The organism is Streptomyces sp. NRRL WC-3549, from assembly GCF_000721935.1.
In the GTDB taxonomy this organism is placed as follows: Bacteria; Actinomycetota; Actinomycetes; order Streptomycetales; family Streptomycetaceae; genus Streptomyces.
Genome location: NZ_KL585392.1, coordinates 1 through 19,448, shown reverse-complemented (window position 1 = coordinate 19,448; position 19,448 = coordinate 1). Strand labels below are relative to the sequence as shown.

Genomic DNA, 19,448 nt, shown 5'->3' with positions numbered 1-19,448 from the left:
TGTCGCGTGCCTGCACGGTGTAGGAGTAGTCCGTGCCCTTGGTGAGGCCGGTGTCGGTGTACGTCGTCGTGGTGACCGTCGCGACCTTCGCGCCGTCGCGCAGGACGTCGTAGTTCTTGATGCCCTTGTCGTCGGTGGCCGCGGTCCAGCTGAGCTTCACCGAGGTGTCGGTGATGTTGCTCGCGGTGGGGGTGCCGGGCTTCGACGGGGCGTTGTCGCCGGGGACGCTGCCGCCGTCACAGGAGGCGCCGTTCAGCTTGCAGCCCGTGGGGGAGCCGGAGCCGGTGCCGTTGAAGCCGAAGCTGATGCTGGCGCCCGGGGCGACCGTGCCGTTCCAGCTGAGGTTCTTGGCGGTCCAGTGGGTTCCGGAGCTGGTCACGGCGGCGTCCCAGGCGGAGCCGACCGCGGTGCCGGAGGGGAAGTCCCACTCGATCGTCCAGGAGGAGAGGGCGGTGGTGCCGGTGTTCTTGACCGTCCACTGGCCTTCGAAGCCGCTGCCCCAGTCGGACTTCTTCAGGTAGGTGGCGGTCGCCGAGGTGGCGGCCTGCGCCGGGGACGCCAGGCCGACCATGGCGGCGAGCGGCAGCAGCAGTGCGGTGAAGCCCGCGACCGCCTTGGCCCGGGTGACCCGGGCCGGGGCGAGTCTCCATCTCAGGCGGGGGCTTCTTCGGGGGGTCTCTGTGCTCAACGGTGCTCCTCGGGTGAGGTCCGACAAACGGGGGTGGTTCGTGGACTGCAGACCCTGCGTCGCCCTGAGCACGCTTTGTCATGGCGTACTCACCGCAGCGTGCTCGGTGAGATTAGGAAGGTCTGGACCAATCGTCAAGAGGTCCAGACCAAAGTTTCCTGTTCCCGGTCAGAGACCCAACTCCTGCGCGAGCACAGCCGCTTGCACCCGGCTGCGCAGCTCCAGCTTCCCCAGGACCCTGCTGACGTGCGTCTTCACCGTCGCCTCGGCCATCGAGAGGCGCCCGGCGATCTCCGCGTTCGACAACCCCTGCCCCAGGCACCCCAGGACCTCGCGTTCCCGCCGGGTCAGCGTGTCCAGCACCGCCGGATCGGCTCCGGCGCCCCGGTGTGAGCCGGTCGCATCCGCGAATGCGGCGATCAGCCGGCGGGTCACCGCCGGAGCGATCATGCCCTCACCGCCCGCCACGGTGCGTACGGCGGCCAGCAGATCGCGGGCGTCGGTGTTCTTCAGCAGGAACCCCGCCGCGCCCGCCCGCAGCGCCCCGAAGACGTACGCGTCCAGGTCGAACGTCGTCAGCACCAGGACGTCCGCGAGCCGTTCGGCCACCACCTGCCGCGTCGCCGCCACCCCGTCCAGCCGGGGCATCTGCACATCCATCAGCACCACGTCCGGACGCAGTTCACGGGCCAGCCGCACGGCGGCCTCACCGTCGGCCGCCTCACCCACCACCTCGATGTCCGGCGCGCTGCCCAGAATGAGCACCAGCCCCGCGCGCACCGCCGACTGGTCCTCGGCGACCAGTACCCGGATCGTCATCCCCACGTCCCTTCGTCCACGGGCAGCTCCGCCCGTACCCGCCAGATCTCCTCGCCGCCGGGCCCGCCGCCCACCGGGCCCGTGCCGATCGTCCCGCCGAGGAGTGCCACCCGCTCCGCCATCCCCACCAGGCCCGCCCCCGAACCGGGCGCCCGCGGCCCCGGCCGGACGCCGAGCACGCTGCTCACCTCCACGGTCAGTGAGTCGCCCCCGTGGTCCAGCCGGGCCGTCACCGGGCCCGGAGCCGCGTGTTTCAGAGCGTTCGTCAGGGATTCCTGGACGATGCGGTAGGCGGCCAGCTCCACCGGGGCCGGGAGCCGTTCGGCGGCCGTCCGGGCGTCGTCCAGGGTGACGGTCAGTCCGCTGGAGGCGGCGTTCGCCCGCGCCTGGTCGACCAGGGCGTCCAGCGAGGCGAGCGTGGGCGCCGCGCTCGGCTGCTCGTCCCCGCCGCTGTCCCGGAGCAGCCCGATCAGCCGCCGCATCTCGGCGAGCCCCTCGACGCTGTTCTGCCGGATCACGCCCAGGGCGTCGCGGGAGGTCGCCGGGTCGTCGATGGAGAGCGCCGCGGTGGAGTGGATGGCGATCGCCGAGAGGTGGTTGGCGACCATGTCGTGCAGCTCCCGCGCCATTCTGGAACGCTCGGCGGTCACCGCCTGGACCCGGTCCATCTCGGCGAGCAGGGCCGTCTGTTCGGCCCGCAGACGGGCGGCCTGGGCGGCCTCCCGGTGATTGCGCACACTGACACCGGTGAGGGCCGGGCCGAAGGTGACCAGCCCGGTCACCACGCCGAACAGCAGCGCCTCGGGGCGGCGGAACCAGGCGAAGAACCCGATGGTGACCGCGACGGTGACCAGGAACGTCACCACCGGGATGCGCCGGGCGGCGGCCGGGGTCCCGTAGACCACGGCCGCGTACATGAGGTCGGTGTACATCAGGATCGTCGCCAGGCTGCCCGTCGTGAACTGGTCGGCGACCAGCGCGAATGTGCCGACGGCCACCGCGGACTGCGGCCGGGTCCGGCGCAGCGGTTCCAGGGCGGCCGTCACCACCAGCGGGACCAGCGCCGCCCAGGGGGCGCCGAAGACCCGGCCGCCCTGCGTGTGCAGACCGGCCGCCCAGAGCAGCAGTCCGCCCGCCAGCCCGACGGCCCCGATCAGCATGTCCTGGCGGTGCGGTCGTGAAGAGGCGAACACCGCTCCATCCAACACGGCACCGGCCCGCGCCACGTCGGTACGCCGGGGGAGGCGCGAGTACATCGAAGGATGCAGTCGCGATTCGTCACCGGCGACGACGCCGCGGGGCGCCGCACCCGGAAGCCTGGAGGGGACCGGAAGGAGGAGTGCCGTGATCGTCACGCTGATCGTGCTCTGCGAGGTCGGCTTCTGGGTGCTGCTGGCCGTGGGACTCGGGCTGCGGTACGTGGCGCGGAAGCCCCGCGCGGGGGCCGCCGTGCTGCTGTGCGAGCCGCTGCTGGAGGTGGTCCTGCTGGTGGTGACCGCCGTCGATCTGAGGAACGGCGGCCAGCCCGACTGGAAGCACGGCCTGGCCGCCGTCTACATCGGCTTCACCGTGGGGCTCGGCCCTTCCACCATCGCCTGGGTGGACGCCAGGATCGCGCACCGCTTCGCGGGCGGGCCGCCCCCGGTGCGGCCCCCGAAGTACGGGAGAGACCGGGCCGTCCACGAGTGGCGGGTCGCGGCCCGCTGGATCCTGGCCTCGGCGGTCGCCCTGGTCCTCCTCCAGGCGGCGGTCTGGTACGTCGGACCGCACGGCGACACCGGATCCCTGCGGATGTGGCAGCAGAGGATGCTCTGGCTGACCGGGATCAACCTGGTCATCGCCGCGAGCTACACCCTCTTCCCGAAGCGGAGGCCCGGGCCGGAACCCGAACGGGAACCAGAGCCGGCACCCGAGCGGGCGGGTGAACGGGGCCCGGGACGTCCGGGGGGCCGCTGATCAGCGCTCGCCGCCCGGCACCCACAGGACGTCGCCGACCTCCTTGTTCGCCACCCTGGCGAGGATGAACAGGAGGTCGGAGAGGCGGTTGAGATACGTCGCGGTCAGCGCGTTCATCACCTCGCCGTGCACCTCCAGCGCCGCCCAGGTGGACCGCTCCGTCCGGCGGACGACCGTGCAGGCCTGGTGCAGCAGCGCCGCACCCGGCGTGCCGCCCGGGAGGATGAAGCTGCGCAGCTTCTCCAGCTCCTCCAGGAAGGTGTCGCAGTCGGCCTCCAGCTTGTCGATGTAGGACTGCTCGACCCGCAGCGGCGGGTACTTCGGGTCCGGGACCACCGGCGTGCTCAGGTCCGCGCCCACGTCGAAGAGGTCGTTCTGGACCCGCACGAGGACCTTGACGACGTCCTCGGCCAGAGCGCCGAGTGCGATCGCCGTGCCGATGACGGCATTCGCCTCGTTGGCGTCGGCGTACGCCGCGATCCGCAGGTCGGTCTTGGCGGTGCGGCTCATGTCGCCGAGGGCGGTGGTGCCCTGGTCGCCGGTACGGGTGTAGATGCGCGTCAGATTGACCATGGGCCCACCCTAATGACGCCTCAGGCCCCGGCGCTCCGGAAGACACGTGTGCCGACCGTCACGGCGACCAGGGCGAAGCCGACCGCGACCAGCACGCCGTGGAGCATGTGCGGGGTCGCGTACGAGCCGGTGTACGCGTCCCGCACCGCGTCCACCAGGTAGCGGAACGGCGTGAGGTGCGACAGGACGTCCAGCCAGCGCGGGCCGAGGGTCATCGGCAGCATCAGGCCGGAGAGCGGCATGGCGGGCATGGTCAGCGAGTTGATCACCGGACCGAACTCCTGCGGGGTGCGCACCCGCATGGCCAGCGCGTACGACAGCGAGGCCAGCGAGACGGTCAGCAGGCCGACGAAACCGAAGCCGATCAGCACCCCGGGCAGCGGCGCGCGCAACCCCATGACCAGGGCGGCGGCGACCAGCAGGACCGCCTGGAGTGGCCGTCACCGGGCGCGCTCCGGCGGCCGCCGAGGCCGCCCCCGTCCAGAGGACCTCGGGGCGGTGGGTGAGGCCCAGGGCGATGTCCAGGCGCCGGCGCTGGCCCCCGGAGAGCGCCGCCGTCTTCCGGTCCAGCAGCTCCGACAGGCCCAGGGCGGCGGCCAGTTCGGCGGTGCGCGCGACCGCGACGGCCTTGGTGAGCCGGTACAGCCGCCCCGGGTGACCAGTTCCTCCCGCACGGTGATCGGCCGCGAGATGGTCGCGGGCCGCAAGCCCGCCGAGGTCTCCAGGGAGGCGCTCGACCTCCTCGACGACATCGAGGGCCTCCTCGGCGAGAGGGTCCTCGACTACGGGCGCCGCTCGGAGCCGTGACGCCGGACGGTGTGATGTCCGTCATGTGAGACGTGACGCGCATCTCTTAGTGCCCCCAGGGCCCCTCACGGGTACTAACCTCCGCCGGAGAGCATGTGCATGAACCGACCGATGAGAACGCATAGGGGTGCCAACGTGGCCAGGAAGCTCGCCGTCATCGGCGCCGGACTCATGGGGTCCGGTATCGCGCAGGTCTCCGCCCAGGCGGGCTGGGACGTCGTACTGCGCGACGTCACCGACGAGGCCCTGAGCCGCGGGCGCGGCGGCATCGAGGCCAGTTACGGCAAGTTCGTCGCCAAGGGCAAGATGGAGGCCGCCGACGCCGAGGCCGCGTTGGGCCGGATCACCACCACCACCGACCTCGACGCCGTGGCCGACGCCGACCTCGTCGTGGAGGCCGTGTTCGAGAAGCTGGAGGTCAAGCACGAGATCTTCCGCGCGCTCGACACGATCGTCCGCCCGGACGCGGTGCTCGCCTCCAACACCTCCGCCATCCCGATCACCAAGATCGCGGCCGTGACGGAGCGTCCGGAGCGTGTCGTGGGTGTGCACTTCTTCTCGCCCGTGCCGATGATGCAGCTGGTCGAGCTGGTGCGCGGCTACAAGACGAGCGACGAAACCCTCGCCACCGCGCGGGAGTTCGCCGAATCGGTGGGCAAGACCTGTATCGTCGTCAACCGCGATGTGGCCGGCTTCGTCACCACCCGGCTGATCTCGGCGCTCGTGGTCGAGGCCGCCAAGCTGTACGAGTCGGGCGTCGCCACGGCCGAGGACATCGACACCGCCTGCAAGCTGGGCTTCGGGCACGCCATGGGCCCCCTGGCGACGGCGGACCTGACCGGTGTCGACATCCTGCTGCACGCGACGGGCAACATCTACACCGAGTCGCAGGACGAGAAGTTCGCCGCTCCGGAGCTGATGCGCCGGATGGTCGACGCAGGTGACATCGGCCGCAAGAGCGGGCAGGGCTTCTACGCCTACTGATCCTTCCCGGGCGCCCGGCCGGCTGACGTACCGTCAGTCGGCCACCGGGGCCCGGTGTCCGGTGCCTCGCGGTACCAGGATTCAAAGGGAGAGGACGAACCCCTTTCACCCCTCAGGGTGAATTCGGTATCGGTTCCCTTACAGACGGCAACTTCCCTGTCGCCGTGGCCGTCAGTTGTGGCAGAGACAGTGGAGAACCAGACAGACCGACCATGCTGCGGAGTACTTCCGGGGAGCGCATATGCACATCAGGGGCGACCACGCCGAGCTGGTCGTCGGGGGCCGCCTCGACGTCCGAAGCGCGGCGGACGCCCGTACGGTCCTGCACTCGGCGGTCGACGACGGAGCCGGTGACCTCGTGCTGGACCTGACCGAGCTGGACTCCTGGGACGCCACCGGACTCGGCGTCATCATGGGGGCGCACCGCAGAGCCGGCCGGGCCGGGCGGCGGCTGGTGCTGCGCGGGGTGCCCCCGCAGATGCAGCGCCTCCTGGTCGCGACCCGGCTGCACCGCATTCTGGCCATCGAGGGCGGGATCGCCGCGGAGTCCCTGCCGCGGGTGTGAGGCCGGGCCGGCGAGGAACCGGTCCGGAGCACAATCCTCACGAGACCATGACGTCTTGGACGGCGCGGCCCCCCGCCGGTGCGGGGATACTGTGCGAAGGTTTAGGGTTCGGCCGTCCGCCACTGACGAACCCACCGGGCGGACACCGGACCGGGAGCGACAGCGGAGCGTGCGAGGCCGGAGGGGTGAACCGCGCGCCACGCGTCTGGGGGCTTTGACGATGGACCCGATCAACCGGGGACCGGAAGAGTACGGCCACGGCAACGACCGTCCGGCCGAGAACACCGTGCGGCGCAGGCAGCCCCGCGATCCGCTGACACCCGACATGGGGCTCCAGACACCGCAGCAGTCCCGCACGGTGCAGCTGATCACCGGGGACTTCCTGCTCACCGTCAACCCGGTCGACGGCAGCGAGATCGAGCTCTGCCCGCCCGGGGAGCAGCCCGAGGCCCCCGTACGGCGCACCGCGGCCGAACGGGCCGAGCGCGAGCGTGCCACCGCCCCGCCCGTCCCGCCGGGGCCCCCCGGGCCGCGACTGCCCCTGCTGGAACGCCAGGAGGAGCGCGAGCGGCTCGTACGGCTGCTGGCGCGCGGCCGCTCGGTCCGGCTTACGGCTGCGGGCGCGCGGCCGCTCGGTCCGGCTCACCGGCTCCGCCGGCTCCGGCCGTACGGCCCTGCTGAACGCCGTCGCCGCCGACTGCGCGGACCTGGCGCCCGACGGCGTCGTACGGCTCTCCGGCCACCGGCGCACCGCCCCCGAGCTGCTGTACGCACTCTTCGAGGCCGTCTACAGCTCGCCGCGGTACCGCCCCGGCCGTGAGGAGCTGGAGACGCTCGTCCGCCGGATCGGCGCGGTCGTCGTCCTGGACGACCTGGAGCTGGGCGGCACCGCGCTGGAGGAACTGCTCGACGCCACCCCCGAATGCGCCTTCCTCCTCGGTGCGAGCCCCGAGGTCCCCGCGCCCTCCGCCGACTCCGGCCTGGAAGAGGTCTTCCTCGCCGGTCTCGGCCGCGGCGCCTCGATCGAACTGCTGGAACACGTCGTGGAGCGCCCCCTCACCGACGAGGAGGCCAACTGGGCGGGCGACCTCTGGTTCGAGTCCGAGGGGCTGCCACTGCGCTTCGTGCAGGCCGGTGCCCTGCTGCGCCGGCGGGACCAGCTGCGCACGGACCCGGAGGCCTTCGACGGCTACGAGGACGGTGACCAGGACGACCTGCCCTTCGGGCGGTCCGCGCCGCTCGACGTACCGCTGCCGAGCCTCGGGGAGGGCGCGGCACCGGCGGCGCTGCTCGGGTCCTGGATGACCGAAGCGGCCCGTGAGACCCTGCGGTTCGCCGTCGCGCTCGGCGGTGAGGTGCCGCACCAGGCGCATCTGCCGGCGCTGGTGGGGGACACCCACGCCGACGCCGCCCTGGGCGAGCTGTTCGTGTCCGGCATGCTCTCCCCGGCGGGCCCCCGCTACCGGCTGGCGGCCGGGGTCCTGACCCAGCTGGAGGCGAGCGGATACGCCGAGGAGGCGGACGCCTACGCCCGTAACGCCGCCCAGCACTACGCCTGGTGGTCCGGTCATCCATCCGTCACACCGGAGCGGGCCGTCGCCGAGGCGGACGCCGTGACCGCCGCGATGGCACGCCTCGTGCCGGGCGACCACGCGGGGGCGGCCAGCGCGGCCGTGGTGCTCGCCCGCAGTGCCGCCCCGGCCTTCGCCGCCGGTATGCAGTGGGGCGCCTGGGAGAAGGCCCTCAGGATCGGCCAGGAAGCCGCCCGGGTCGCCGGTGAGGTCGCGGAGGAGGCCTATTTCCACCACGAGTTGGGCGTCCTCGCGCTCTGCTCCGGGAACCTGGACCGGGCCCGTGCCGAGCTGGAGACCTCCGTCGGCATGCGCGGGGCGCTCGCCGACAAGCCCGGGGCGGTGGCGGGGCGCCGGGCCCTCGCCCTCGTCGCCGACCGGTCTGGCGGACCGGCCGTGCCGGGCGGGCGCACCCCGTCCGGCGACGAGGTGACGCCTGCCCGCCCCGAGCAGTCGCTGTCGCCGTCCGGCGCGCCCGTGGTCCCCGCGGTGGCTCCCGTGTTCGCCAGGCCGGCCGAGCAACCCACGCTGATCACTCCCCGGGCCGTTCCGGCCGCGGCCCGGGCCGCCGGGCCTTCGAAGGCGCGGCTCGGGGTGCTCCAGGGTGCCCGGCGCAATCTGGTCGCGGTCGGCGCCGGAGCGCTGCTGGCCGCCGTGCTGGGCACGGTGGTGACGCTGGGCGCGACCTCGGACAGCGAGGACCCGAAGGGCCAGAACGCCACGACCGAGCAGTCGGCGGAAGAAGAAGACGCCGAGAAGGGGCTCCCGGCGGACGAGCCGGTCGGCGAACCCCTGCCGGACGACGCCGTGTCCCGCTCCGGTTCCACCTCCTCTTCCCCGGACCCCTCGGGCACCGCGAGCCCGTCCGGCAGCGGCACGCCCTCGCCGAGCGCCTCGGAGCCCGGGGCGAGCCCGTCGTCGGACGACGCGACGAGCGGCAGCCCCAGCGACCGGCCGACGTCCGGCGGTCCGTCGTCGAGCAGGACGCCGACGGAGAGCGTGTCGCCCACCCCGACGACGGACGAGCCGACCGAACCGACGACCGGTCCGGACCCCGATCCGGGGGAGACCACTCCGACGACCCCGCCGAGCGGACCCGAGTCCTCGAACTCGGCGAGTGGCCCGGCGGAGTCGGCGACCGCGACGGCGACGAGCGACGGCCCCGCGCCGGACGACTCGTCCGGCACCACCCCGACCACGATGGCCTGACCCGGCGCCGCGGGGCCGGCCGTGCGGCTGAGCCCCTCGGCGGGGGTGTGGGTCCGGGGAGGCGGGGGTGTGGGGTCTGGGAAGGCGGGACCCGGCCCCTGGCCCCGGCCGCCGGGCGGCACCGGCCTCCAGCCACGGGCGGCGCGGCCGGGGCCGGGCGCGCCGGGGAGTGTTCGGCGCTCCGGCTCAGAACAGCCGCAGCTTGTCGTCCTCGATGCCGCGCATCGCGTCGTAGTCCAGGATCAGGCACCCGATCCCTCGGTCCGTGGCCAGCACCCGGGCCTGCGGCTTGATCTCCTGGGCCGCGAAGACGCCCCGCACCGGCGCGAGACGGGGGTCGCGGTTCAGCAGGTCCAGGTAGCGGGTCAGCTGCTCCACGCCGTCGATGTCGCCCCGCCGCTTCAGCTCGACGGCCACCGTCGCGCCGTCCGCGTCCCGGCACAGGATGTCGACCGGGCCGATCGCGGTGGGGTACTCGCGGCGGATCAGCGTGTAGCCCTCGCCGATCGTCTCGATGCGGTCGGCCAGCAGCTCCTGGAGGTGGGCCTCCACCCCGTCCTTGATGAGCCCCGGGTCCACACCCAGCTCGTGCGACGAGTCATGAAGGATTTCCTCCATGGTGATGATCAGTTTTTCGCCCGCCTTGTTCACCACGGTCCAGACGCCTTCGCCGTCGTCGGCGCCCTCCTTCAGCGTGCAGGGCGGCGACATCCAGTTGAGCGGTTTGTACGCCCGGTCGTCGGCGTGGATCGAGACGCTGCCGTCCGCCTTCACCAGGATCAGGCGGGGCGCGGAGGGCAGGTGGGCGGTGAGCCGGCCCGCGTAGTCGACGGAGCAACGGGCGATGACGAGACGCATGGTCGGCAACGCTACTCGACGAGGGCCGGTCGGCGCGATTTCCCTCCCTTCGGCCCGTACACCTCTTGACGGCTCGGCTTTCTGGCTTGCCCCTCTTTGCGACTGTTCGTTGTTGGCCGGTTGTGTTCCCAATCTCCTGGTGCGGCCCGGACCGCGCCCTTACCGTGGATGCAGGAGGTCGCCGCCTGTGTACGCAGCGTCGCCGTCCTCCTGCCCTGCCCGTAAGGCCCCGGCCACCTGTCGGGGTCGCGAGAGGAGAACCCATGTCGCTCGACGTCTCACCGGCCCTGTTGGAACAGGCCGAGCGAGGCGAGGTCGACGAAGCCGACTTCGTCGACTGCGTCCGGACCTCCCTGCCCTTCGCATGGGAGATGATCAGCTCCCTGGTGGCCCAGCTGAAGGTGGACGGCGGAGAGTTCGCCGACAACCAGACGCCGCCGCCGGACGAGCAGGCACGTGGTCAGCTGCTGCGCGCGCTCGCGAGTGATGCGATACGCGGAGCGCTGCAGCGACACTTCGGGGTGCGCCTGGCATTCCAGAACTGCCACCGTGTCGCGGTGTTCCCGCTGGACGCCTCGGTCGACGAGCGGCTCGCCAAGTTCACCTCGGTGAGGGGCCAGCTGCTCAACCAGTCGCCCGAACTACGGGACTGCTGAACGCCTCAGCTGCCGCTTCGGGCCGCGGGAGGTGCAACTGGCTCCGGGGCGGCAGCTCTCGTACCACCGCACCATCTGGACAGCGCACGCGTATGTACGGGTCACCTCAACAACGGCAGCACGTCCGCGCCCAGCCGTCGCACGTTCTCCTCCGTCGCGGCGAGGTCGCCCGAGCCCTCCACCAGGAGCGCGAACCGGGTGATGCCCGTCCGCTCCGCCGTGGCCGCGAGCCGGTCGGCGGCCAGCCCGGGCGGCCCCACCGGATGCAGGCCGCAGAGGTACTCGGTGTACGCGACCGGGTCACGCATCACCCGGTGCCGGCCGTCGACCGTCACATGGGCGTCCAGGCCCTGCCGCAGCCAGCCCGGCATGGCCTTCACGAGCGTCTCCACCGCGTCGTCGGCACGGTCGGCGACCTGGGCCACCCCCGCGGACACATGTGCGACCTGCTCCACGACGTCCGCCGGCTGACCGGCCTCCCGGGCGGCCGAACGCCACAGAGCGGCCATCTCGGCCTTCTCCGCGTCGTCGCAATGCATCCCGAGGAGCATCGGCAAACCCTTTTCAGCGGCGAGTTTCACGCTTTTTGGCGACGTGCACGCCACAACCACCTCGGGGCCCGCCGGGCCGTCGCCGAGGAGCTCGTCGGCGCGCGGCACCACCGCCACCTCACGGAAGCCGAACCGCTCTCCGCGCCCGGCGACCCGGGGCTTGCACAGCCACTCCAGGAGCAGTTCCAGCGACTCGGGGAAGCCGTTCTCGTAGGCGTCGAGACCGCTCTGGAACACCTCCAGATCGACCCAGGGGCCACCGCGCCCCACCCCGAGGGTGAAGCGTCCGCCGCTGGTCAGGTGCAGCAGGGCCGCCTGCTCCCCGAGCGTGACCGGGTGCTGGGTGGGCAGCACGCTCACCGCCGTGCCCACCCGGATCCTGCGGGTGCGGCCGAGCAGCAGCCCGGCCAGGGTCACCGCGGACGGGCACACCCCGTACGGCACGAAGTGGTGTTCCGCCAGCCAGACCGAGTCGAGCCCGGAGTCCTCCGCGACCTCCGCGGACCGGACGGCCCGGTGCAGGGCCTCGCCCTGTCCCTGGCCCGGAAACTGTGCTGCCAGTACGAACGTTCCCACGCGCATCGCCTGTTACCTCCTTGCGGCCGACGCGGCTCTCCCCCTACCGGCAACAACGCCTGACACGTGCCAAAGGCACGGTCCGGGGCGAAGTTGTTGCGATTTTCCGGTAACCCACCCGTGCGCACCCGGCACAGGCGTCACCTCCGCACCGGAGAGCGGGCCCGGTGGCCCTAGGGTTGAAGGACCTGCCCGTACCGCCGCCCTGTGAGGTGTTCCGTGTCCCCGCGCCGCAACCGCCCCCGAGGCGGCGACAGTCCCACCGGCAACGCACGCGAGGCGGTCGAGCGGTACGGCGGCGGAGGGCTGACCGAGAGCTGGCGGGGCGAGGAGTGGTCGGTACGCCTGCTGAGCGGGGCGGGCGCGACGGGCAAGCGCTACCGCTGCCCGGGCTGCGACCAGGAGATCCCCTCCGGGGTGCCGCACCTGGTCGCCTGGCCGGAGTACGGCGGGGTCGACGACCGCAGGCACTGGCACAAGGCCTGCTGGAACGCGAAGGACCGCCGCACCACCAAGGTGCAGCGGTCCAGGAACGCTCCGCGCTACTAGGGCCGCGGCAGCCAGGGTTCGCCCCGTCGCGACGCCCGGCACCCACGCTCGCTGCGTCGTGGGGATCGCACGCACCACACGCCGCCGGACCCGCCCGCCGGGCGGACGGCGCTCCCTTCGGAACACGCCCCTGCGGCGAGTCCCACACCGCCCGGGCCTTCGGCCTCAGACGTCCCGCCGGCCCAGGGACGCCAGGGCGACGCCCATGGCCACGACGGTGACGCAGACGAGGATGAGCACGGACTCCCAGCCGGAGGGCCCCGACGAGGTCAACGGTGTGTAGTACAGCGAGGCGAGCTGGCTCGGGATCGAGTACGCGAACAGCGCCTGCCGCACCGAGGAGAGCGTGTCCGTGTACATGAAGATCGACAGCACCAGCGGCAGCAGCACCAAGGCGATCATGAGGGTGATCGCCCCCGCCGAGTGCCGGACGACGGTGCCGAGCGCCAGCGACAGCAGCCCGAGCAGGGCGACGTAGAGCCCCACACCGACCGTGGCGCTCAGCCACTCGCCGCCGGTCAGGGCGGCGCCGTCCAGCAACGCGGTCTGCAGCACCCCGACGATGCCGGTCGTCACCGTGGTGACGGAGAAGCAGAGCAGGAAGAAGACGATCGACTTCGCGATCAGTATCCGGGACCTGCGGGGCGAGACCGTCAGCGTCGTACGGATCATCCCGGTGCCGTACTCGGAGGCGATGGTCAGGACGCCGAGGGTGATCACGCAGATCGAGCCGAGCAGCACACCGAAGAACCCGAGGCCCAGCACGGGTTCGTCCTCCAGCTGCGCGTCCGCGCCACGCACGGTGAGGGCGGTGAGGAGCCCGACGCCCAGCAGCAGGAGGACCATGACGCCGAGCGTCCACATCGTGGAGCGCACGGAGCGCATCTTGGTCCACTCGGAGGCGACGGCGTCACCGAGGCCGGGTGTGCGGGCGGGGACCGAGGAGGCGTGGTCCGGGTGCGGGGGAGGGGGCGGGGCCGTCGGCGTCGTCATCGGGGTTCCTCGCTGGTCTCGTGGGCGGCCGGGGCCAAAGGAGGCGCGGGGGCTGCCGGGGCCGTCCCCCGGTCACCAACCGGTGGCGGCGGCGCGTACCAGCCCTGCCGCGGCATCTCCGGCGGCACGTGCCCCTCCGGCTCCGGCGGCAGCTGGTAGGGCGCAGGCGGGGGCCGCAGCCCCTCCTTGGCGTCCGCCGTCGAGCGGTGCTCCACGGCGCCCTGCGTCATCCGCATGTACGCCTCCTCCAGCGACGCCTGGTGCGGCGAGAGCTGCCAGAGCCGGACGTCCGCCCCGTGCGCCAGATCGCTGATCCGGGGCAGCGGCAGCCCGGTGACCCGCAGGGCCCCGTCCGGCTCGGGCATGACCCGCCCGCCGGCCTCGGTGAGCACCGCCGTCAGCTTCTCCCGCTGCTCGGGCTCGGCGGGGACGCGCACCCGTGCGAAGCCCGCGGAGTTGGCGGAGATGAAGTCCTTGACGCTCATGTCGGCCAGCAGCTGCCCGCGCCCGATCACGATCAGATGGTCGGCGGTGAGCGCCATCTCACTCATGAGGTGGCTGGAGACGAAGACCGTGCGCCCCTCGGAGGCGAGCTCCTTCATCAGATTGCGGACCCAGTGGATGCCCTCGGGGTCGAGACCGTTCACCGGCTCGTCGAAGAGCAGCACCCGGGGGTCCCCGAGCAGCGCCGCCGCGATCCCCAGCCGCTGGCCCATGCCGAGGGAGAAGCCCTTGGACCGCCTCTTCGCGACGTCCCGCAGACCGACGACCCCGAGCACCTCGTCCACCCGCGCGGTCGGGATGGCGGCCAGCTGGGCCAGACACAGCAGGTGGTTACGGGCGCTGCGCCCGCCGTGCACCGACTTGGCGTCCAGGAGCGCGCCCACCTGCCGCGCCGCGTCGGGAAGGTCGCGGAAGGGATGACCGCCGATCGTCACGTGGCCCGCCGTCGGCCGGTCCAGGCCGACCATCATGCGCATGGTCGTGGATTTGCCCGACCCGTTGGGGCCGAGGAAGCCCGTGACGGCCCCCGGCCGCACCTGGAAGGACAGGTTGTCCACGGCCGTCTTGGCGCCGTAGCGCTTGGTCAGGCCTACCGCCTCGATCATTCATCAGCCCCATCGACGTCCCGTGCGGTCGGGGCCCAGGCCTCCCGGCCGCACGCCCCCGTCAGCGAGGATAACCAGCGGCTGACGGCCGGGGCCAAGTCGCCTGGCCGGGCGATCGTCGTGTACGGGAGGCCCTCCGGGACGTCAGGCGTCCCGCTTCTTCAGCACGAGGTAGCCGCCGGCCAGCGCCGCGATCACCCAGAGCACCATGATGCCCAGGCCGGCCCACGGCCCGTACGGGGCGGGGTTGCTGTTCATCGCGTCGGGGACCACCTGCATGATCTTGGAGCCCGCCTGGTCCGGGAAGTAGCGGGCCACCTTCTTGGCACCGGGTACCGCCGACAGGATCCCCGAGACCAGGAAGAAGAACGGCATCAGGATGCCGAGCGACAGCATGGAGCTGCGCAGCATCGTGGCGACGGCCATGGAGAAGATCGCGATCAGGCCCATGTAGAGGCCGCCGCCGAAGACCGCGCGCAACACGTTCTCCGCCCCGATGTCCGTCCCGTGGTCGCCCAGCAGCGCCTGGCTGAGGAAGAACGTCACGAAGCTGGTGGCCAGCCCGACCAGCAGCGCCAGCACCCCCGCCACCGTGATCTTGCTGAACAGGAACGACGCGCGCTGCGGCACGGCCGCCAGCGAGGTGCGGATCATGCCCGAGCTGTACTCCGTACCGACCACCAGGACGCCGAAGACGACCATGGCGAGCTGGCCCAGGGTCATGCCGGAGAAGCCGACGTAGGTGGGGTCGAAGGTGGCGCGCTCGGCGGTGGGCAGGTCGTCGAACTGGCTGTTCAGCAGGGCGCTGAGGGCCGCGCCCATGGCGACCGTGACGACGAACGCCGAGATCAGGGTCCAGGTGGTCGAGGAGACCGTGCGGATCTTGGTCCACTCGGAGTTCAGGACCGCGGGTACCGATGCCATGACTGTCACGCGCCCTTCGTTGTGTCGCCGGAGCCGGAGCCGGAGCCGGAGGCTGGGCCTGGGCCCGTGCGCGGGTCCCACGGATCGCCCCAGTGCGGCCCCGCCGCCGGCGGCTGGGCGGTGCCCTGGCCGGAGTGCGCGTGGTACTCCACGGAGCCCGCCGTCATCTGCATGAAGGCGTCCTCCAGCGAGGCCCGCTGGGAGCTGAGCTCGTGCAGCACGATCCGGTGCTCGGCGGCCAGCTCACCGACCCGCTCCGGCGTCCCGCCGTCGATCTCCAGCGCACCCTCGCCCGACTCGACGCTCTCGATCCCCGCGGCGTGCAGCGTGTCGCGCAGCCGCTCCCACTCGGGCGAACGCACCCGCACATAACTCCGGGAATTCTCGTGGATGAAGTCCGCCATCGTGGTGTCGGCCAGCAGCCGGCCCTGGCCGATCACGATCAAATGGTCGGCGGTCAGGGCCATTTCACTCATCAGATGGGAGGAAACGAAGATCGTCCGGCCTTCCGCCGCGAGTGCCTTCATCAGATTGCGGATCCAGTGAATTCCCTCGGGGTCCAGACCATTGACGGGTTCGTCGAACATCAGGATCTCGGGGTCGCCCAGCAACGCCGCCGCGATTCCCAGCCGCTGCCCCATACCGAGGGAGAAGCCCTTCGACTTCCTCTTCGCCACCGCGCCGAGGCCGACGGTTTCGAGTACCTCGGAGACCCGGCTCGCCGGGATGCGGTTGCTCTGGGCCAGGCACAGGAGGTTGTTGTACGCGCTGCGCCCGCCGTGCATCGACTTGGCGTCCAGCAGGGCGCCGATGTGCTTGAGCGGTTCCTGGAGCTCGCGGTAGTGCTTGCCGTCGATGCGCACCGAACCGCTCGTCGGGTTGTCGAGGCCGAGCATCATGCGCATCGTGGTGGACTTGCCCGCGCCGTTGGGGCCCAGAAAGCCCGTCACCATCCCGGGTCTCACCCGGAACGAGAGGTGGTCCACGGCGATTTTGTTGCCGTAGCGCTTCGTGAGGCCGTCGAGCTCGATCATGCGTTCACGCTAGATCGGCCGCGCGCCCGGCGCCACCACATAGGCGGAACCGGGCGCGCGAATTGGTTCGTACGGCCGCTGGACCGGCGTCAGCGGGTCTGCTGGGCCGGAACCCCGCGGCTCGCGGACTCGTCCTCGACCGGGGAGCCGGCGGCGGCCACCGCGGCACCCGTCAGCGTCGCCAGCATCTCGCGGACGTTGGTCAGCTGGGCGTTGATCGAGTCGCGGCGGTTGGTGAGCGCCGCCAGCTCGCGCTCCGACTCGCTGCGGATCCGGTCGGCCTTGGCGTTCGCGTCGGCCACGATGTCCTCGGCCTGGCGCTGCGCGGTCTCCACCGTCTGGCGGGCCCGGCGCTCGGCGTCCGTACGGAGCTTCTCGGCCTCCAGGCGGAGCTGCTCGGCACGGTGCTCGATCTCGGCCAGACGCTTCTCGGCCTTCGCCTGGCGGGACGCGAGGTCGCGCTCCGACTGCTCGCGGCGCTTGGCGAGGTTCGTCTCGAAGTCCGCGGCGGCCTGGGCGGCCTTGGCGCGGGTCTCCTCGAAGAGGGCGTCGGCCTCCTCGCGCTTCTGCTGGGCGTCCTTCTGTGCCTCGGAGCGCAGCGCACCGGCCTCGCCCTTGGCCTTCTCGACGATGCGGACGCCCTCGTCCTCGGCCTTCGCCTTGCGCTCGGCGGCGAACGCCTCGGCGTCGTTGCGCACCTGCTGGGCGGCGGACTCGGCCAGCTCGCGGTGCTGCTCGGCGGCGCGACGGGCCTCCTCACGCAGGTCCTTCGCCTCCTCCTCGGCGAGGCGGAGGATCTTCTCGACGCGCGCGCCGAGCCCGGCGTACGACGGCTCGGCGTCGTTGACCTGGGCCTGGGCGTTCTGCGTCTCCAGGTGGAGTTCCTCGATGCGCTTTTCCAGAGAGGTGATGCGTGCGAGGGCGCTGTCACGGTCGGCGACGAGTTTGGTAATGCGGTCTTCCACCTGGCTGCGGTCGTATCCGCGTCGCACGAAGTCGAAGCCGAAGGGGGAGGAAGGGTCGCTCATGAGGTTCCTGTCGAATGAGGCCGGTGGGGTGTGAGGAGTCCTTGGAGAGAATCCTAGGGGGCCGGGCGGCGTGTCAGAGTGAAGTTGCCGCTTTGATATGGAGAATGACACCCCTTTTGAGTGGCTGCCCCCCGGAGCGCTTGCCACCCGAGGGCTGAATGTTCATGCCGAACCGGCGACCGGCTACCCGTCCGAGGACTTGCCCCCCGACCGGTTGCCCGCCGCCGCGCCGGCTTTGACCCCCGTACCGCCGCCCTGCTTGCCCGTGCCCGCCGGGGACTCGAAGGACTCCAGTGCCTCGAGTACGTCCTGGACACGGGAGATCTCCGTGTTGATGTCCTCGCGCCTGCGCGCCAGCAGGTCCAGCTCGCGGCGGCCGTCGTCGACGATCTTCTTCGCCTCCGCCTCGGCGTCGGCCCGCAGCTTCTCGGCCACGCGGGTCAGCTCCGCCTTCTTGGTCTCGGCCTCCTTGAGGAGGGACTCGGCGCGCTTCACGGCGGCGATGCGCACCTTGCTCGCCTCCGAATTGGCGTCCGCCAGCAGTTCCTTGGCCTTCGCCTCGGCCTCGGCGCGCTGCTCGGTCGCCGCCTTCATCAGTTTGTCGACGCGCTCGCCCGCGGTCTTCATCTGCTCGGACGTCTCCCGGCGGGCCCGCTCGTGGAGCTCCTCGACCTCGGACTCGATGCGAGTCCGGAGCTCCTCGGCGCGCTCCCGGGTGGCGGTGGCGTCCCGGCGGGCGCCGACGAGCAGCTCGTCCGCGTCCGTACGGGCCCGCTCCACCAGGGAGTTGCCCTCGACGGTCGCCTCGGAGGTGATGCGCACCGCCTCGTTGCGCGCGGCCCCGACCATGGTGTCGGCCTGCTTCTCGGCCTCGGTGGCGGCGCGCAGCGCCTCCTCCTGGGCCTTGGCCACCAGCTGGTCGGCCTGCTCTGCGGCGTCGGCGCGGCGCTTCGCGGCGGCCTCGCGGGCCTCGTCCAGCATCCGGTCCGCCTCCTGGCGGGCCTCGGCGCGCATCTGCTCGGCCGCCGACTCCGCGTCGGCGCGCAGCCGCTGCGACTCCTCGCGGGTGCGGGCCGCGTGTTCCTGCGCGGAGCCCACGGTCTGCGCCGCCTCGGCGCGCAGCCGCTCGGCCTCCTCCACCGCCTCGGTGGTGACCCGTTCGGCCTGCTCGGCGGCCTCCGTGCGGAGCCGTTCGGCCTCGCTCGTGGCCTCGGTGGTGACCCGCTCGGCCTGCTCGGCGGCCTCGGTGGTGACCCGCTCGGCCTGTTCGGCGGCCTCCTTGCGCAGCCGCTCGCTCTCGCTCGTCGCCTCGCCGACCAGCAGATCGGCCTGGGCGGCGGCCTCGGAACGGATCCGGTTGGCGTCCTCGCGCCCGTCGGCGCGGGCCCGCGAGGCGTCGCGCTCGGCGGACGCGAGGGCGTCGGACGCCTCGGTGCGGACCCGCTGGCTGTACTCCGCCGCGTCCGAGCGCAGCTTCTCCGATTCGGTGATCGCATCGGAGACGGTCCGCTCGGCCAGGGCCTTGGCGGCCTCCGACTCCTCGCGCGCCACCTGGCGGACCCGGTTGGCGTCCTCGGCGGCCCGCTCCCGCTCCGCGTACGCGTCGGCGCGGACCCGGTCCGCCTCGGCCTCGGCCTCGGTCTTGGTGCGCTCCGCGGAGTGCTCGGCGGCGGACCGCAGCCCGGCGATCTCCTCCTCGGCCTGCTCCTGGAGCCCGGCGACCGCGTCGCGTACCTGCTGGGCGGTCTGCTCGGCCGTGGAGACCAGCTCCGTGGCGCGGCTCTCCGCCTCTTCGACCAGGCGCTGCGCCTCGGCCTCGGCCTCCTCGACCCGCTTGCGGGCGGAGGCGAGCAGCTCCTCGCTCTGCTCGCGGGCCTGCTCACGCTCCTGTTCCGCCTCGGTACGCGCCGCGCCGAGGGTCTCCTCGGCCTCGCGGCGGCGCCGGTTGGCCTCCTCCTGGGCGGCGGCCAGGGCCTCCGCGGCCTCCGTGCCGACCCG

Annotated in this window: 16 protein-coding genes and 5 pseudogenes; 7 read left to right on the top strand and 14 right to left on the bottom strand. The window is 72.3% G+C overall.

The window, feature by feature from the left end; genetic code table 11:
* The 3 genes from IH13_RS0109690 to IH13_RS0109680 all read right to left on the bottom strand — a co-directional run.
* Positions 1-688 (bottom strand): cellulose binding domain-containing protein (locus IH13_RS0109690; RefSeq protein WP_031082901.1); only part of this gene is annotated, 688 nt, incomplete at its 3' end.
* Between the two features lie 168 nt (positions 689-856).
* Entirely contained in the window at positions 857-1,507 is a 651-nt protein-coding gene (locus IH13_RS0109685; protein ID WP_031082900.1) for a response regulator, read from the bottom strand.
* Entirely contained in the window at positions 1,504-2,667 is a 1,164-nt protein-coding gene (locus IH13_RS0109680; protein ID WP_037841049.1) for a sensor histidine kinase, read from the bottom strand. Before IH13_RS0109680 ends, IH13_RS0109685 begins: the two co-directional genes overlap by 4 nt.
* Positions 2,668-2,851: 184 nt before the next feature.
* On the opposite strand from IH13_RS0109680, the gene IH13_RS0109675 reads away from it, so the two are divergent.
* A complete protein-coding gene (locus tag IH13_RS0109675) occupies positions 2,852-3,463 on the top strand; it encodes a hypothetical protein (protein ID WP_051835810.1) in 612 nt (203 codons plus the stop codon).
* On the opposite strand, the gene IH13_RS0109670 is transcribed toward IH13_RS0109675, so the two are convergent.
* The 3 genes and pseudogenes from IH13_RS0109670 to IH13_RS44485 all read right to left on the bottom strand — a co-directional run.
* Entirely contained in the window at positions 3,464-4,036 is a 573-nt protein-coding gene (locus tag IH13_RS0109670) for a cob(I)yrinic acid a,c-diamide adenosyltransferase (RefSeq protein WP_031082895.1), read from the bottom strand.
* A 20-nt stretch (positions 4,037-4,056) separates the two neighbouring features.
* Positions 4,057-4,467, bottom strand: a pseudogene (locus tag IH13_RS0109665) (ABC transporter permease); the annotation flags it as partial.
* Between the two features lie 49 nt (positions 4,468-4,516).
* A pseudogene (locus tag IH13_RS44485) lies at positions 4,517-4,713 on the bottom strand (ATP-binding cassette domain-containing protein); the annotation flags it as partial.
* Between IH13_RS44485 and IH13_RS40630 the strand changes: the two are divergent.
* The 4 genes and pseudogenes from IH13_RS40630 to IH13_RS37115 all read left to right on the top strand — a co-directional run.
* Positions 4,712-4,843 (top strand): annotated as a pseudogene (locus tag IH13_RS40630) (TetR/AcrR family transcriptional regulator); the annotation flags it as partial. The pseudogenes IH13_RS44485 and IH13_RS40630 overlap by 2 nt on opposite strands.
* A gap of 135 nt (positions 4,844-4,978) precedes the next feature.
* Complete coding sequence (locus IH13_RS0109655; protein ID WP_031082883.1) at positions 4,979-5,827, top strand: 3-hydroxyacyl-CoA dehydrogenase family protein; 849 nt, start codon at positions 4,979-4,981, stop codon at positions 5,825-5,827.
* A gap of 241 nt (positions 5,828-6,068) precedes the next feature.
* Positions 6,069-6,392, top strand: a complete 324-nt coding sequence (locus IH13_RS0109650) for an STAS domain-containing protein (RefSeq protein ID WP_028438726.1) — start codon at positions 6,069-6,071, stop codon at positions 6,390-6,392.
* Positions 6,393-6,612: 220 nt separating this feature from the next.
* A pseudogene (locus IH13_RS37115) lies at positions 6,613-9,172 on the top strand (ATP-binding protein).
* 186 nt (positions 9,173-9,358) lie between these two features.
* Here IH13_RS37115 and nucS read toward each other — a convergent pair.
* On the bottom strand, positions 9,359-10,030 hold the full coding sequence (nucS, locus tag IH13_RS0109640; protein ID WP_031082881.1) for an endonuclease NucS: 672 nt from the start codon (positions 10,028-10,030) through the stop codon (positions 9,359-9,361).
* 263 nt (positions 10,031-10,293) lie between these two features.
* Between nucS and IH13_RS0109635 the strand changes: the two genes are divergently transcribed.
* Positions 10,294-10,686, top strand: coding sequence for an SCO5389 family protein (locus IH13_RS0109635; RefSeq protein ID WP_028438723.1), 393 nt, complete (start codon positions 10,294-10,296; stop codon positions 10,684-10,686).
* A 101-nt stretch (positions 10,687-10,787) separates the two neighbouring features.
* On the opposite strand, the gene IH13_RS0109630 is transcribed toward IH13_RS0109635, so the two are convergent.
* Entirely contained in the window at positions 10,788-11,819 is a 1,032-nt protein-coding gene (locus tag IH13_RS0109630) for an LLM class flavin-dependent oxidoreductase (RefSeq protein WP_031082878.1), read from the bottom strand.
* 213 nt (positions 11,820-12,032) lie between these two features.
* Between IH13_RS0109630 and IH13_RS0109625 the strand changes: the two genes are divergently transcribed.
* The gene (locus IH13_RS0109625) at positions 12,033-12,362 is read left to right on the top strand and encodes a hypothetical protein (RefSeq protein WP_031082877.1); all 330 of its coding nucleotides are present in this window, start codon (positions 12,033-12,035) and stop codon (positions 12,360-12,362) included.
* A gap of 165 nt (positions 12,363-12,527) precedes the next feature.
* On the opposite strand, the gene IH13_RS0109620 is transcribed toward IH13_RS0109625, so the two are convergent.
* The 6 genes and pseudogenes from IH13_RS0109620 to IH13_RS0109595 all read right to left on the bottom strand — a co-directional run.
* The gene (locus IH13_RS0109620; RefSeq protein WP_031082875.1) at positions 12,528-13,355 is read right to left on the bottom strand and encodes an ABC transporter permease; all 828 of its coding nucleotides are present in this window, start codon (positions 13,353-13,355) and stop codon (positions 12,528-12,530) included.
* Positions 13,352-14,464 (bottom strand): ABC transporter ATP-binding protein, encoded by a 1,113-nt coding sequence (locus IH13_RS0109615; RefSeq protein WP_031082873.1) that lies wholly within the window; start codon positions 14,462-14,464, stop codon positions 13,352-13,354. The genes IH13_RS0109620 and IH13_RS0109615 overlap by 4 nt, the downstream gene beginning before the upstream one ends.
* 144 nt (positions 14,465-14,608) lie before the next feature.
* Positions 14,609-15,388: an ABC transporter permease gene (locus IH13_RS0109610; protein ID WP_031082871.1), complete on the bottom strand. Its 780-nt coding sequence runs from the start codon at positions 15,386-15,388 to the stop codon at positions 14,609-14,611.
* 5 nt (positions 15,389-15,393) lie between these two features.
* Positions 15,394-16,422, bottom strand: coding sequence for an ABC transporter ATP-binding protein (locus IH13_RS0109605; protein ID WP_031082869.1), 1,029 nt, complete (start codon positions 16,420-16,422; stop codon positions 15,394-15,396).
* 89 nt (positions 16,423-16,511) lie between these two features.
* Positions 16,512-17,450 (bottom strand): coiled-coil domain-containing protein, encoded by a 939-nt coding sequence (locus IH13_RS0109600; protein WP_031082867.1) that lies wholly within the window; start codon positions 17,448-17,450, stop codon positions 16,512-16,514.
* Positions 17,451-17,633: 183 nt separating this feature from the next.
* A pseudogene (locus IH13_RS0109595) lies at positions 17,634-19,448 on the bottom strand (hypothetical protein); the annotation flags it as partial.